The 13,473-nt window shown below is 63.3% G+C and carries 16 protein-coding genes; 7 read left to right on the top strand and 9 right to left on the bottom strand.

Translation table 11 applies throughout. The annotated features are described in order from the left end of the window. Positions 1-54 precede the first annotated feature (54 nt). The 3 genes from ACOIX3_RS14015 to ACOIX3_RS14005 all read right to left on the bottom strand — a co-directional run bounded on the left by ACOIX3_RS14015 (position 55) and on the right by ACOIX3_RS14005 (position 3,497). Positions 55-717, bottom strand: a complete 663-nt coding sequence (locus ACOIX3_RS14015) for a hypothetical protein (protein WP_420970388.1) — start codon at positions 715-717, stop codon at positions 55-57. Between the two features lie 106 nt (positions 718-823). Next, positions 824-2,236, bottom strand: a complete 1,413-nt coding sequence (locus tag ACOIX3_RS14010) for an O-antigen ligase family protein (RefSeq protein ID WP_420970387.1) — start codon at positions 2,234-2,236, stop codon at positions 824-826. A gap of 76 nt (positions 2,237-2,312) precedes the next feature. Beyond that, a complete protein-coding gene (locus ACOIX3_RS14005) occupies positions 2,313-3,497 on the bottom strand; it encodes a polysaccharide biosynthesis/export family protein (RefSeq protein WP_420970386.1) in 1,185 nt (394 codons plus the stop codon). A 235-nt stretch (positions 3,498-3,732) separates the two neighbouring features. On the opposite strand from ACOIX3_RS14005, the gene ACOIX3_RS14000 reads away from it, so the two are divergent. The 5 genes from ACOIX3_RS14000 (at position 3,733) to ACOIX3_RS13980 (ending at position 7,206) form a co-directional block, all read left to right on the top strand. Then, a complete protein-coding gene (locus ACOIX3_RS14000) occupies positions 3,733-4,020 on the top strand; it encodes a hypothetical protein (RefSeq protein WP_420970385.1) in 288 nt (95 codons plus the stop codon). Between the two features lie 128 nt (positions 4,021-4,148). Beyond that, positions 4,149-4,412, top strand: coding sequence for a hypothetical protein (locus ACOIX3_RS13995; RefSeq protein WP_420970384.1), 264 nt, complete (start codon positions 4,149-4,151; stop codon positions 4,410-4,412). 125 nt (positions 4,413-4,537) lie between these two features. Beyond that, on the top strand, positions 4,538-5,830 hold the full coding sequence (locus tag ACOIX3_RS13990; protein WP_420970383.1) for a hypothetical protein: 1,293 nt from the start codon (positions 4,538-4,540) through the stop codon (positions 5,828-5,830). Between the two features lie 7 nt (positions 5,831-5,837). Continuing rightward, a complete protein-coding gene (locus ACOIX3_RS13985) occupies positions 5,838-6,617 on the top strand; it encodes a metallophosphoesterase family protein (protein ID WP_420970382.1) in 780 nt (259 codons plus the stop codon). Beyond that, positions 6,610-7,206 carry a hypothetical protein gene (locus ACOIX3_RS13980; protein WP_420970381.1) on the top strand — a complete coding sequence of 199 codons (597 nt, stop codon included), beginning with the start codon at positions 6,610-6,612 and terminating at the stop codon, positions 7,204-7,206. Before ACOIX3_RS13985 ends, ACOIX3_RS13980 begins: the two co-directional genes overlap by 8 nt. Positions 7,207-7,246: 40 nt before the next feature. Here the strand turns inward: ACOIX3_RS13980 and ACOIX3_RS13975 are convergent, their stop codons facing one another. Continuing rightward, positions 7,247-8,689, bottom strand: a complete 1,443-nt coding sequence (locus ACOIX3_RS13975; protein WP_420970380.1) for an undecaprenyl-phosphate glucose phosphotransferase — start codon at positions 8,687-8,689, stop codon at positions 7,247-7,249. Positions 8,690-8,784: 95 nt separating this feature from the next. Between ACOIX3_RS13975 and ACOIX3_RS13970 the strand changes: the two genes are divergently transcribed. Further along, the gene (locus ACOIX3_RS13970; protein WP_420970379.1) at positions 8,785-9,090 is read left to right on the top strand and encodes a hypothetical protein; all 306 of its coding nucleotides are present in this window, start codon (positions 8,785-8,787) and stop codon (positions 9,088-9,090) included. 14 nt (positions 9,091-9,104) lie between these two features. Here the strand turns inward: ACOIX3_RS13970 and ACOIX3_RS13965 are convergent, their stop codons facing one another. After that, positions 9,105-9,479, bottom strand: a complete 375-nt coding sequence (locus ACOIX3_RS13965; RefSeq protein WP_092125207.1) for a helix-turn-helix domain-containing protein — start codon at positions 9,477-9,479, stop codon at positions 9,105-9,107. Positions 9,480-10,145: 666 nt separating this feature from the next. Between ACOIX3_RS13965 and ACOIX3_RS13960 the strand changes: the two genes are divergently transcribed. Next, positions 10,146-10,334, top strand: a complete 189-nt coding sequence (locus ACOIX3_RS13960) for a hypothetical protein (protein WP_223968308.1) — start codon at positions 10,146-10,148, stop codon at positions 10,332-10,334. A gap of 195 nt (positions 10,335-10,529) precedes the next feature. On the opposite strand, the gene ACOIX3_RS13955 is transcribed toward ACOIX3_RS13960, so the two are convergent. The 4 genes from ACOIX3_RS13955 to ACOIX3_RS13940 form a co-directional block, all read right to left on the bottom strand. Next, complete coding sequence (locus tag ACOIX3_RS13955; protein WP_342723033.1) at positions 10,530-10,742, bottom strand: hypothetical protein; 213 nt, start codon at positions 10,740-10,742, stop codon at positions 10,530-10,532. An 836-nt stretch (positions 10,743-11,578) separates the two neighbouring features. Next, complete coding sequence (locus tag ACOIX3_RS13950; protein WP_420970378.1) at positions 11,579-11,836, bottom strand: hypothetical protein; 258 nt, start codon at positions 11,834-11,836, stop codon at positions 11,579-11,581. A gap of 62 nt (positions 11,837-11,898) precedes the next feature. Next, positions 11,899-12,927 carry an NAD-dependent epimerase gene (locus tag ACOIX3_RS13945; protein WP_420970377.1) on the bottom strand — a complete coding sequence of 343 codons (1,029 nt, stop codon included), beginning with the start codon at positions 12,925-12,927 and terminating at the stop codon, positions 11,899-11,901. Between the two features lie 94 nt (positions 12,928-13,021). Continuing rightward, positions 13,022-13,438 (bottom strand): hypothetical protein, encoded by a 417-nt coding sequence (locus ACOIX3_RS13940; protein ID WP_420970376.1) that lies wholly within the window; start codon positions 13,436-13,438, stop codon positions 13,022-13,024. Positions 13,439-13,473 lie beyond the last annotated feature (35 nt).

Here is a 13,473-nt window from a genome sequence, read left to right as displayed (position 1 = left end):
CGACACCAAAGCGCGTTGCTGCAGAGAGTTCTCCATTGGCGATCGAACGCCCGCTCAGGGAGTAACTGTTGAAAGCAGCGTGGTGCCGGTGCCCGTGGTCGTCCCGGTCGTATTGTTGCCCGAGCTGCTCACCGACGAGGTGAAGCTGAAGATCCCGGTGTTGACGCTGTTGCCGTTGATGGCCTCGAGCGTGCCGCCGCCTGCGCCGCCGGCACCAAGCGCGCTGGTCTGGCCGCCGGATGCACCGGCGCTGCCCGCGCCGCCGGCGCCGGTCGCAGCGGTGCCGCTATCACCCGACGCCGCGGCAAACGCCGTCACGGTGTCGAGGTCCTTGGTGTCGGCAATCGCCTGCTGGATGCGCGTCGCATAGGGCTGATTGCTGCGTACCACGATGCGCGCGGCCTGGGCGAGGCCGGCTGCGATCGCCGTCTTCTGGTCCTTGCTTGCCTTGGCGAGCAGCGCGATGAGCGGATCGAGCGACGTCGGATCGTTGACGGCGAAGTCGCGCGCCCGCGAGGTCAATTCCACGCCGGCGTTCGGATATTGGGTCAGTAACTGTTCCGGATTGGCCTTGAAATTCGTGACCGCCTGCGAGAGCTGGATCAGCCCGCCGGGCGTTTCCGCCATCGCGGCGCCGCCGGGCGCCGCCAGCGCCAACATCGCCAATACCGCCAGGCGCAAGGCGGAAAAACCGCCGGATCGCTCAAATGTGAACACTGCTATCTCCCTAACGAATACTAACAGTTCGTTAGCATAGTCAGAGTTATCGCGCCAATTAAATACCCTCGACCGGGCATGGCCCGGGCCCGACGCGAAATCAACGTTAACCCGCCGTCCCGATCGTAACACTGGCGTCACGCCCGGTGCCGGCGCCCCTGCCGGAGCGGAAGGATTGTGACAGACCTGCCCCGAGCAAGGCCGCGATAACAACGGCGTAGCCGGTGATCTGGAGCGAGAAATCGATCATCGAATGGAGTGCGCCGGCAGCCGATGCGCAGAGCGCTGCGAGCGGCACGATCACGTCGCGGCGACGGGTCCGCACGCCATGCGCGAGCACCCCGAAGGCTGCGAGCAGCGCGATCATGACCGCGCCGGCCATGAACATTCCGCCGTCGGACGCCAGCTCGAGCCAGCTGTTGTGGGCCCGGTTCCAGGTCCCGCGCAACGAGATGTCGTCGGTGCGATAGGCCGGATAGACCCATTCGAAGGACCCGAAACCATTGCCGAGCCAGGGATGATCCCAGATCATCCGCAACGTCGCGCGATAGGTCGAGAACCGTCCCTCATCCGACAGGCCGATCGTGCTGAAGCGCGCGCCGACGCCGCCGCCGAGAAGTTGAAGCAGCGCCAGCGCAACCAGGCTGCCGACGCAAAGCGCCATGATCAGGCCGTAACGGCGCGGCATCCGGTTACGAAAGAAGATCGCGGCAGCTGCGACCGCAGCGAGCAACGAGATCCCGACGCCGCCGCGCGATCCGGTCAGAAACATCGCCAGCAGGCAAGTGAGCCAGCCGAACGCATGGCCGGCGAGCCGGCGCCGTGCCGGCATATCGAGGCGCGCCAACAGGCGTGGCAGGCTGGCCCGGTGCGACGGCCAGTGCCGCTCGATCAATTCGCAGCCGAACAACAGCCAGATCAGCGCACAGCAGCCATAATAGATAGCCGCCGTGTTGCGGTTGACGAAGGGAGACGTCAGCCATTCCAGATGGGCCTGCTTGTCGTGAAGCAGGAAGATCCGGGTGGGATCGATCGCGAAGGTGATGATGCCGAGGATCGCATAGACCAAGCCGGCAATGGCCACCGCCCGCAGCAATCCGCGCGCCAATACGCGGTTCGCACCGAGCACGACCCCGATCGTAAAGCTGAGCAGGCAGACGATCCCGACGCCCGCGGAATAAAATGGCTGGTTGCGCGCGATCGTCACGGCGGGCGGAAGCTCGGCCGGCAGCAATTTGCCGGCCTCTGCCCACAGCGCGTTCGGCGCCACGCCCGACCAGGGCCGCGCCGCCGACTGCTCGTGCAGCACCAGCATGGCGAGCGCAGTCAGCAGCGCCGTTATCGCGAGGATTGCGAGCTGGCTGCCGCGCAAGCGCATCGGCAACATCCCGAGCAAGACGATCCCGAGCAGGATCGACCAGATCGTGGACGCGACGCCGCCGACCGAGCCGAGCGGCAGTGGCGCCAACGCGACGACGGCGCAGAATAGCCACGACGACCATCGTACCGGCCACGGCAACGCCGTCGCCCCACTTGAGCTGGAAGGTGATCGTAAGCGTTCCATGAAGCCGGCCGGGCCGGCTCACGCCCGAATATCAGGGCGCAAGCTTGATCGAATTACGAAGTAACGTTGCGTTGTAGGCGGCCACGATCGGATCGTTCACCGTTGCGGTGACGAGGCGGATTTGCTGCATGAGCTTGGCGTCCTCGACGGATGCCGCGTTCGATGCATAAAGCACGTCCTTGTTGCGCAACTGGAAACGCGTGGCCAGGAAATAGCCGGCCGGATCGCGGAAATTGATGTTGTAGACGACCGGGATGATCGGCCCTGAATATTTGCTGACGTCGACGCCAAGCTTGGCCGCCACTTCCGGCAGCTCGCCGCGATAAACGAACACCGAGGCCGGATCGGCCGAGGAATCGTTCAGGCCGCCCGCCTTGGCGACCGCTTCGGCCAGCGAGATGCGCCAGGCCTCGAAATTGAACTGGCCCTGCGCACCCGACGCGCCGAAAGCGACGAAGGTCTGCGGCTCGCGGTAGACATAAATAGTGTCGCCCGGATGCGCATAAATGTTGGTCTTGGGCTCGTAGACCAGTTGGCCGAACGGCACCGTCGTCCGCTTGCCATCACGCTCGAGCATCACCCATGTGTCAAAACCCTGCCCTTTCGGGCCGCCGGCGCGCGTGATCGAGTCGAGCACACGCTCGCCCGCGGCGTTGGCGGGGAAGCGGTTCGGCGTATTGACCTCGCCGAGCACAGAGATCAGCGAGGTGCGCTGCTCGATCAGGGCGACCACCGCCTGCGGCTCGATCGCGCGGTTCTTCAGCGCATCGACGATCGAGCGCTGCACCTCGGTCGGCGTGCGGTTCTTGGCGCGGATCGCGCCGGCATAGGGCACCGAGATGTTGCCGTCGGTATCGACGTTCTGGTTCGGCAGCGTGATGTAATTGCCGGGGCGCACACCGGCCTCGACCGGAATGAACAGACCGCCGGCGGCGGCCTCGAAGATCGTGACGCTAACGACGTCGCCGATGCCGAAGTGGATGTCCTTGGGCGGCGAGCCCTGAATGCCTCCGGCGAGTTGCGGCGCGAACGACGCCAGCACGTTCTCGACCTGCGGCGTGATCTTGACCATCGCATAGGGCAGGCTTTCCGGATCCTTCTGCCCGGCGACGACGTCAGAACTCGTCGGACCGTTGGTCGGCATGTAATGGCAACCGCCGACCCAGCAGGCGGCCGCAAGCAATAACATTGCCCGAATGAAATTCGCACGCGACATTTAAAATACTCCGGCCGTGCCGTAACACGCCGACTATCATAATCACAAGGTTCCGTGATATGATGCACCGCAATTGATAAAGAATGTTAGCAAGGTGAGGCAATTCAGCGACACCGGCGCGTCGCCGTGAACAAGCGGCCCGCGCAACGTCACTCCGGCTTTGATTTCGTGTGATGTTCCGATTATCTGTGAACGAGATGGTTTGAGTTAACCGATTGAGGGTTCGATGGCTCGCATGAAGCCGCTGGCGATCGCATTGGGAACCGTTATGGTCCTGCTTGGCGGATCGGGCGCATTTGCTGCGGAATTGGGCATTTACAAAGCCCCGCGCGCCGTCGAGCGTGTCAGCGCCAACTGCCAGCGGCTGCAATATTGTCATGGCGATGTCTGCCAGTGGAAACGGGTCTGCTGGCACGGTTGCCCGGATCGCTATTCCTGTGCGCCGCTCTATGGCGCCTATGGGCCATATGGCGGCCGCGACTACTGGGCCGCCTACAGTTACGGCGACCTGCGCCCGTTCTGAATGTTAATCGAATAACATAACCGTGTGCCGTTCCGACGCCGGCCGGCACTGGGCCGTGGAATTTGCGACGACCGGCTTAACCCCGGCTTAGGACCCTGCCCGATAATATGCGGGCGCAGGGTTTGGTTATGTTATTTGTTTTGCTTGGCAATTTGATCGGCGGCGCCGTGCTCGGGCTGCGCCAGCACTGTCTGGTGCTGGTGCCGGTCGCGCTTGCGGAACTCATGCTGCTGGCCGCCGTCGGCGTAGCGCGCCTCTCGTGGTCCGAGACCGCGCTGCTCATGATCACCGCCATGGTATCGCTGCAGGGCGGATATCTCGCGAGCACCTTCGCGCCGCGGCTCCGGACCCGCACCTCGACGCCGCTCGTCGCCCTGCGCCGCCCGCATTGACGCGGCATAACGCTGCCTCACCTTGCGTATCCGATTTCGATTGACCTCGCAGCGAGCCCGGGGCATCCCGCTGCCTTGCGTTCTCATCTTCCGCAGGACCTGTTTCCCAAGGATTTGCCCCTCCCGTGTGGAACGTCACGGCTTTCATCTGCATCCTGATCGGGGCATCGATTCCGGTGGGCTTCATCGACGCGTCGCCCGCCATTGGCCTGGTCGGCGCCCCAACGTCGCTCGGGCTGCTGGCAAGCCTGATGGCGATCCGTCCAGGTGAACTGTCTTTCCTGAAGTCGGTTGCCGGGTCCGCCGTTGCGGTGGCCCTGGCGCCGATGCTCTGGATCATCGTCCAGATGCTTCCGCTGCCGTTCTGGGCGCATCCGGTGTGGAAGTTCGCCGGCGAAACACTGGATGCGTCGCTCAGTGGCAGCATCACGATCGACACCGGCGCGAGCCTTGGCGCGCTGCTGCTTTGGCTGTCGCTGCTCTCGGTCATGATCACTGCTGCGGCGATCGCGATCGATGCCCGCCGGGCCGACGTGGTGACCCGCAGCATCGCAGCGACGGCCGTCGCCGCGGCCCTGATCCTGCTGTTGTACAGCGATCCGATCAAAGCCTGGCTTGGCGCTGCCGACGTTGCGCGCGACGAGACAGCAAACGGATTCCTCGTCGTCACTCTGATTGGCGTTCCGCTCAGCCTTGTGCGCGCGCTCGACGTGGGCGGACATGCTGACGGCCGCACGGCGGCGCAGTTGGTGCGATTGCGCCGGCTGCTCGCCGCAAGCGCACTGTTCTGCGCTGCCAGCGCCTGCTGGTACGGACGGCGCGGCGCCGCGATCGCAATCGCCGCCGGAATCGCGCTCGTCCTGATGACCTTCGCCGCTCGAAAACTTCATCTGCATCGCTGGAGCAGCGCCGCTGCTGCGGTGGCAATCGCGCTGATCGCGCTGGTAACGGCGATCGCCAACCGTCACCCCGATGTCGCGCTTGCCATAGCCTTCGTCCACGCGCCGGCCGAGCTCGTGCAGTCGACCCACAATCTGCTCGCCGACCTGCCCGCGCTCGGCGGCGGCGCCGGCGCCACCGCAAAGCTGGCATCGACCTACATGGACTGGCAAGGCGCAACCGCGCGGCCGGTGGTGGCAACCAGTGCCGCCGCCTTGATCGCGCAGTTCGGTTCCGCCATGTTCTGGACTCTAGTGGCGGTTACGATCGTGGGCATCGCCGCGTTCACGGCCGGCGCGCGCAATCGCGGCCGTGACTGGTCCTACTCCGCGGCGGCGGCAGCCGTGTTGCTGACACTGGTGCTTGCCGCCTTCACCTTGCCGGAATTGCCGGCGCTGCCCGGAGTGATCGTGTTGGGAGCCGTGATCGGAACAGGACTGGCGCAGCGGATCAGCCGTTCACGGTTGCGGGCGGGCTAGTCGCCAGATGCGCAAGCTCCTCCGGCGTATGGTCGGCCAGCCCGGCGACCTCGAACATGACGAGGGCGACGAGACCTGCATCTATGCCGTCGGCGATATCCACGGACACGCCGACCTGCTGCACGAGATCTGCGCCCGCATCGATGCCGATATCCGCAAGTCGCGTCCGGCGCGGCCGATCCAGGTGTTCCTCGGCGACTACATCGATCGCGGACCGGATTCGCGCGATGTGATCGCGATGCTCGATCAGCGCCGCCGGACCCGCAGCATGGTCTGCCTGCTCGGCAATCACGAGGCCTGCCTGCTGGAGTTTCTCGTCAATCCCGACATGCTCGCGCAATGGCGGCAGTTCGGCGGCCTGCAGACGCTGATGTCCTATGGACTGACGCCCTCGCCCAATCCCGATGCAGCGGAGCGCAGGGCGCTCGCGCAGGCGTTGGTCCGCCAGATGCCGCCGGCCCATCTCGCCTTCCTGCGCTCGCTGCCGATCACCTTTTCCTGCGGCCGCTATTTCTTCGTGCATGCCGGCGTCAGGCCGGGGCTCGCGCTGAAGCAACAGCGCAAGGAGGACCTGCTCTGGATCCGCGACGATTTCCTGGTGTCGGAAGATGATTTCGGCAAGGTCGTGGTCCACGGCCATACGCCGGTGCACGAGGCCGAGCTGCTGCGCAACCGCATCAATGTCGACACCGGCGCCTATGCGACGGGCCGCCTGACCTGCGTCAAGCTGGAGGGCGGGCGGCGAACCCTGCTGATGACCGGCAACCGGGCAGCGCGCCATGGCTAGCGCCAGGGCTGACGCGATCCGACGGCACGCGCGGCAGCTTTCGCCGGCCTTCGTGCCGGCCGCAATCCTGATCGGCGCCGCGACGCTGGCGTTGTCGACGTGGTGGCTCGCCGCCGATGCCTTGCGCGGCAAACCCTGGCTCGCCGCCGATGTCGGCGTGGTCAGGAGCGAGCTGTGGCTCGCCGACGGCTGGAGCGAGTTGCAGACCTCGCCCGAGGCGGCCGAAGCCGCCTTCACGCGCGCGCTGCGGCTCTCGCCGATGGACGCCGGCGGCTGGTTCGGCCTCGCCTCGGCGACCGGGCGGTTCGACTGGCTGAACCCGACCGCGTCGAAGGCGCTGAAGATGTCCTATTACACCGGCTTCAACCGCAGCGAACTGATCGCGCCGCGGCTGATCCTGCTGGCGCAGGTCGATACCACGCGCGATGTGGAACTGGTCGATCTGTTGCAGCGGCAGGTCCGCCTGATCCTCACCCGTGCGCCGGAGCTAAAGGGCGCGCTCGGCCAGGCCTATCGCGTGGCGACCGACGCCAACCGGCGCATCATCGAGGCGGAATTCAAGGACGCCGGCCAGAGCGTTCCGGAGTAGCGCGCGCCGCCACGCGGGCAGCCGTCGGATGCCCGGCCCGCTAGATTCCCTTGTGCCGCAGCACCGCGCCGACGGTGCGCAACAGGATGCGCAGGTCGAGCACGAAGCTCCAGCTCTTGATGTAGATGAGGTCGTGCGCGACGCGCAGCTGCATGTCCTCGATCGCGGGCGTCGCGCCGCGCAGTCCCTGCACTTGCGCGAGACCGGTGATGCCCGGCTTGACGTGCTGGCGCTGCGCGTAGCTTGCGATCAGCTTCGAATATTTGTCGTCATGCGCCAACGCATGCGGCCGCGGCCCGACCAGCGACATGTCGCCGCGCAGCACGTTCACCAGCTGCGGCAGCTCGTCGATGCTGCGGCGGCGCAGCGTGGCGCCGATCCCGGTCAGCCGCGGATCGTTCGCGCGAGCCTGCGTGATGACATCGCCGTCCTCGAGCACATGCATGGAACGGAATTTGAGGATGGTGAATTGCTTGCCGTCGAATCCGTTGCGGCGCTGCCGGAACAGGACCGGCCCCCTGGAGTCGAGCTTGATCGCAATCGCGGTCCCGATCAAAAGCGGCGCGAACAGCACCAGAAGGCCGCTCGATGCCACGATGTCGAACAGCCGCTTGCCGGCACGCTCGACCGAGGTCAGCGGCGAGCGCTGCATTTCCAGCGTCGGTATCGGGCCGGACGCCACCATCCGCAGCGCCAGGAATCGCTCCGCCGTCCGATCCGGCAGCAGCCGCACCGGCAGCGGTGACGCCCGCAGCTGATCGCACACGAACTGGATGCGCGGCTCCTGCTGCCAGGGCATCGCCAGGACGATCTCGTCGGCGCCGCACTCCCGTGCCGCGCGAATGGCTGACGCGACGGCGGCGCGATCGCCCGCGTCGTCGGACAGGCCGGACAACTGGATCCGTCGCACCTCGCTGAGGCCGAAATCGCGCAGCAAGCTCGATTGCCGCACCCGGGACAATTCGTCCGCCATCCCGACCACGACCGCACGGCGCGTCGCCAGCATGCCGCGGTCGATCGCACGTTGCAGCGGCGCCTGCAGCAGCATCCGTCCGGTCACCAGCCCAAGGCCGCCGATCAGGCCAAACGACATCACCGACCCGCGCGAGACGCCGGAGCCAACCTTCAGAAGGAAGATGATCAGGGTCATCAGCAGGACCACCAGCAGCCAGCCGCCGAGCAGGCTGCTCCAGCGCCGGTCGAGACCGGCCAGCACCTGCGCATTGTAGAGGCCCTGCGACTTCGCCACGAACATGTGAAGGATGGCGGCGAGGACCCCGATCCCTAGAAAACCCTCGAAGCTGTTGCTATAAACCGTGTGGTAGTAAAACAGGTGATAGGCCGCGCCGCCAATGATGCTGGACAGCACGACGATGATCATCTCGAAGACGACAGCAAACGCTTCGAGCGAGGCAAAAGCGAACGAGAAGGCGCCGAAGCTAACCGGTACCTTCGCTATTCGAGCGTCCGAAAGGTCCGTCATCGGGAATTAACATTCGTGTTAACAATTCACATGTTTAATATCAGGCAGGCCGTGAGCTCGCAAGACCTGCCGGCAATATCAGGCAGAGAGCGTCCATGAGTTCATCGGCTGGCGAAACCGAGGCCGCGCTGTTGGCCCTCCTCCATCTCATCCGCCTGATGGGCGCCGAACTCGTCGCCGGCCAGCACCGCGACGACGTCGAGTTGCTGGTCAAGGCGGTCGAAACAAAGCTGCGTTCGGCCCGTTTTCCGGCCGAAATGCCGAATCAGGACATTGTCAGAGGCCTGGACCTTGCACAGGCGAGGCTGCGTCCGATCCTCGAGGAGCTGCGCGCAAGATCCGAGAAAGCGCATCTGAGCGACCAGCTGCTGCTGGCTCCCAGGCCCTCGCGTATCCACTAGCGGATCAGCTTACGTCAGCTCTGGACTTCACCCCGGCGGGGCAAACCGTTCCCGCCGCTGGATCTGAGCGCAAGCTTCTCTTCGATCTTCATTTTCTCGAGCAGCAGGTCGGTCACAATCCGGCGCAGCCGTTCATTTTCCAGCCGCAATTCGTCAATACGGTTGTGGACGTGGGGAATACCATCTCGATCATCGGAACGAGCGGCAAGCTCGGTCACAGTACCATTCGGGTGATGGCCGCGTGCAGCCTCCTGCTTGCGCCAGCGGTGAAATGTCATCACGCTAACGCCCAGCACCTTGCACGCTTGGGCTTGTGACTGCCCCCGCGCCATGAGTTCCTCGGCTTGTTTGACCTTGGAACTGATCTCGTCAGTTGAATGACGCCTCATTGGTCATCTCATTGCCCCCTAGATTAGCAATCATCGCATGGCCTATAAGCTATGTAAATGCAACAGGAAATTCAAATTGAGGATTTCCCGGGGGGCCTTCGGGAGCCTCGAACTTGCCGTCGGCAGCGCCGCATTGTGCGAAGAAACACCGAAGCTGCAAGGTGCTTACCGGAATATATGAGCAATATTCCTGCCGGAAGACGACCTCACAGAAAAAGTTATAGACTTTCTGCGCATGACAATTTGATCTGGATAACTGGCGCACCGTTTGCATTCCAGAATGAGAAGCAAATGAGAACATCCAATCGGTCCTGCGACAGATTGTGAGTGCACCATGCCTCTCCGCGATATCTACGCCGCCGGTCAAGCGAGAGTTTCACAACATTCTAACAAATTAATCCCGCGACCTTCGCGGCCGGCAGCTTGCGGGCACGCTCGCGCAGCGGTAGTTACTAAGACGTTAGGTGTCATGAGAGTTTCAACATGTTTGAGGATCATTTTCAGGAAACCTAACACTCATAGCTCGATCCGCGAATTATCAATTAGGCGCTTTCCCACCCGAGGCCATCAGGCGGAACCACGACCGCCCGACAATCCGCGAACTATTCTGTGCTGACGCTTGTCAGAGCCAGCCTCTGACCAACACATTTTACGAGGATCGACACTATGGCGCGTCTCAAGGTCTTCGAGGGGAAGCAATCCGCGTCCAGCGAGGCGACCGACGCCCTGGAACGCCTCGTCGCGGAGAATTCCGAGCTCCGGCACACCGCCGTCGAACTGGTGCTGCAGACGTGGATCCTGCGCGAGCGCCTGTCCTACATCGTGGCGCACAAGCCGGTGCGGCAAGAGCACTGACCGCCTGCTCTCACGACCACAAATTGTCCACGGCAAACGTCAGCTAGATCGATCCAGCTCGCTCAAAACGAGGATCGGGCGGGACAACATTCAATTTAAAATTGAATTGTCCATACCAGCAAGCTCCGACATCCTCGCCGGACTGGCTTGGATGTGGCCGCAAATTCTGCTCAGTGAGAAATGGGCTGACGGACTTCAGCTGTGGTGAACCCGGCGCAATGCGGCACGCGGGGCGTTCTGCTCACGCGACATGCCGAACGAACGAGACGCGGCTGGGCGCTCGTGGATTTCACGCAACGCGGCGATATCAAGCATCAGCGCAACGACCTCGTTGCGCAGCGATTGATTGGTCGCGAGCAACGCCTCTTCGATTGGCTGATGCGAATGTTGTACTTTATGCTGCTTCATGGCGCGCCCTCGCTCTGCGGTTAAGGGTATGAGCGATGTGATTGAAGTTTCAATGACAGAGTTTTAGCTCACGCACATGGAATGCGGTTAATGGGGCAGGTTTGCGACGAACGTGGCTCCGCGTTAAATTTTCTCAACCAGGTTCCACAACCTGATCGCGAAACGTTCGATCGATGGCCTTATATGTGTCGTCGCGATGGGATGTCAGCGGCAGCGACGCGGCACGCGGCCAAACAGCGCAACCGGCACTGACCGTGAGGCGCGAGCAAGAGCATGAAATCATTTGACGATCGTTGATCGCAGCGATCGCCGTCGAAACCGGCGACACGTCGGCGGGCCATCACAATGTCGCCGCGTCAATGGCCCGGGACGTGATGAGGTGTTCCAGCCTCGAACCAGATATTCCACCACACACGGCGTGCACACACTAAATCTGCTGCTTTCGATCAATCGGTTTTTTCGCCGCGCATAACAGGTTGAAGCGAGCAGCATGGATGCAGCGAACCGACACCGCGTCATCTGCATTGATCGCAGAATATTTCGATCCGTTTCAGATATCGAGGCCGCGGATCTGAGCATTCTGATCCGCCTGACGATGCGGCGGAAGGAATCAACGCCACACATTCGATCATGCAGGATATTCACCTCGATCTCGCCGAATGCGACAATGCTATTCTAATTCGAAATGAGCGGTAATGAGGCATTTCGGCTTCATCAGAGGCAGCGAAGCGCCTTCGCGTTCTACATGCGCTTGCACGATTGCCACGGCAGACAGCAGCGGATTCGACCAGCAGCCATAAGCATCGCTAATTCGGAACGCGCGTCGCGATCGCGCGCTATTTCGATTTCGGAGGCGTGTCGTCGTCCATCTTGCCGCCATTGGCGACGCATTTGTTGAAATAGTCGCGCTGGTCCTTCCCACCGCCTCTCGCGCTGCCGGAAGCGGGATTGCCGGGCTGCCGCGGTGGAAACGCCCGCGCGACCAAGGCATCGCAGGCGCGCGCGACCTTGGCGTCGATCGCGTGCGCCGGAACGATTGCACAGGACATGATGATCATGGCTGAAGCGAACGCAAAACCATTGACAACTCTCATTGCCACACTCCGTTCCACGCCGAACCAGGTTTTTCTCGAGCCGGAATTCGCTAACGAGCGCACTACGTCCGATCGATGTTGTGATAAGCCCGATACCAGGCGACGAATTTGGCAATGCCGTCCTCGATCCGCGTCTGCGGCCGAAAGCCGATTTCACGCTCCAGATCGGAAACATCGGCTGCCGTCTCCAGGACATCCCCAGGTTGCATTGGCAACAACTGCTTTTCGGCCTGCCGGCCGAAGCCCTGCTCGAGCAGCGCCACCACATGCATCAGTTCTTCCGGCCTGGAGTTGCCGATGTTGTAGACGCGCCACGGCGCCTTGCTCGAACCCGGATCGGGATGCGCGCCCGACCAGTTGACGTCGCCCGCTGGCGCGCGGCCGATCAGCCGCACCATCGCCTCGACCACGTCATCGACATAGGTGAAGTCGCGCCGCATGTTGCCGTTGTTGAACAACTGGATCGGCTTCCCCTTGGTGATCGCGTCCGCGAAGGCGTAGAGCGCCATGTCCGGCCGATACCACGCCCCATAGACGGTGAAGAACCGCAGCCCCGTCGTCGGGATGCGATAGAGGTGGCTGTAGGAATGGGCGAGCAGCTCGTTGGCCTTCTTGGTAGCCGCGTACAGGCTGACCGGATGATCGACATTGTCGTGGACCGAGAACGGCAGCTTGGTGTTGGCGCCGTAGACCGACGATGACGACGCAAACAGCAGATGGCGGCACGCAGTATGTCGGCAGCCCTCGAGGACGTTGACGAAGCCCTCCAGGTTGGAATCCACGTAGGCCTGCGGGTTCTGCAGGGAGTAGCGCACGCCGGCCTGGGCAGCGAGATGCACCACGACTTCGAAGCGATAGCGCTCGAACAGCGCCTTCATCCCGGCGCGGTCGGCGAGGTCGAGCTCCAGGAAGGTGAAGCCACGGTGCTGCTTGAGCAGATCGAGCCGCGCCTGCTTGAGCGCCGGATCATAATACTGGTTCAGATTGTCGATGCCGATGACCGGCTGCCCTGCCCGCAGCAAATGCTCCGCCAGATGGAAGCCGATAAAGCCGGCGCAGCCCGTGACGAGTAGATTGCCTGCGATCACCACGTTTCGCCTGTGCCTTTCGCCTTGCGCCGGACCAGGCCGCACACGCCGTCAGGCGCGGGCCGCAGCTTCGGCTTGGCGTTGCGGCCGCGGCGCGTCAGTTGCTGGCGGCCGGAGGTTTGTAGTCCGGAAAGCGGCTCAGGACCGCGGCCTTCATGAACTTGAAGTGCGCGATCTCGGTCGCCAGTTCCTTCAGCCGACGCTGGCCGTTGGAGATCTCGGCGTCAAACAGGTCTTGATGATAGTTGTCAAGCGCCTCGCGTTCCAGATACTCGTCGGTGCCGTTGCCCAGCGTCACCGCCGCGCGGGCCAGAACATCGTCGACGCGGCGGCCAAGGCCGGATTGCTCGCTTTCGGCGGCGTGCAACGCGGCCTCGATCGCGGCCATGATCGATCCGATCCGGGCGCGATCGGTCTCGGCATCGCGCTCGGCCGAACGTGCCTTGAAACCTTCCTCGCTCCGCCGCGACCTGATCAGGTCATGCGCGCGAGCCCGCAAAAACAACTGAAACATCTGTCAGTATCCGGTTCGGGCCCACTGAGGCAGTA

The organism is Bradyrhizobium sp. B120 (genome assembly GCF_049075665.1).
Taxonomy (GTDB): domain Bacteria; phylum Pseudomonadota; class Alphaproteobacteria; order Rhizobiales; family Xanthobacteraceae; genus Bradyrhizobium.
This window is presented reverse-complemented; position numbering and strand designations above follow the sequence as displayed.

Coding starts and splice junctions, on each gene's coding strand:
- ACOIX3_RS14005 (WP_420970386.1), bottom strand. CDS start 3,497: ATGTCGCGTGCGAATTTCATTCGGGCAATGTTATTGCTTGCGGCCGCC.
- ACOIX3_RS14000 (WP_420970385.1), top strand. CDS start 3,733: ATGAAGCCGCTGGCGATCGCATTGGGAACCGTTATGGTCCTGCTTGGC.
- ACOIX3_RS13995 (WP_420970384.1), top strand. CDS start 4,149: ATGTTATTTGTTTTGCTTGGCAATTTGATCGGCGGCGCCGTGCTCGGG.
- ACOIX3_RS13985 (WP_420970382.1), top strand. CDS start 5,838: ATGCGCAAGCTCCTCCGGCGTATGGTCGGCCAGCCCGGCGACCTCGAA.
- ACOIX3_RS13980 (WP_420970381.1), top strand. CDS start 6,610: ATGGCTAGCGCCAGGGCTGACGCGATCCGACGGCACGCGCGGCAGCTT.
- ACOIX3_RS13975 (WP_420970380.1), bottom strand. CDS start 8,689: ATGACGGACCTTTCGGACGCTCGAATAGCGAAGGTACCGGTTAGCTTC.
- ACOIX3_RS13970 (WP_420970379.1), top strand. CDS start 8,785: ATGAGTTCATCGGCTGGCGAAACCGAGGCCGCGCTGTTGGCCCTCCTC.
- ACOIX3_RS13965 (WP_092125207.1), bottom strand. CDS start 9,479: ATGAGGCGTCATTCAACTGACGAGATCAGTTCCAAGGTCAAACAAGCC.
- ACOIX3_RS13960 (WP_223968308.1), top strand. CDS start 10,146: ATGGCGCGTCTCAAGGTCTTCGAGGGGAAGCAATCCGCGTCCAGCGAG.
- ACOIX3_RS13955 (WP_342723033.1), bottom strand. CDS start 10,742: ATGAAGCAGCATAAAGTACAACATTCGCATCAGCCAATCGAAGAGGCG.
- ACOIX3_RS13950 (WP_420970378.1), bottom strand. CDS start 11,836: ATGAGAGTTGTCAATGGTTTTGCGTTCGCTTCAGCCATGATCATCATG.
- ACOIX3_RS13940 (WP_420970376.1), bottom strand. CDS start 13,438: ATGTTTCAGTTGTTTTTGCGGGCTCGCGCGCATGACCTGATCAGGTCG.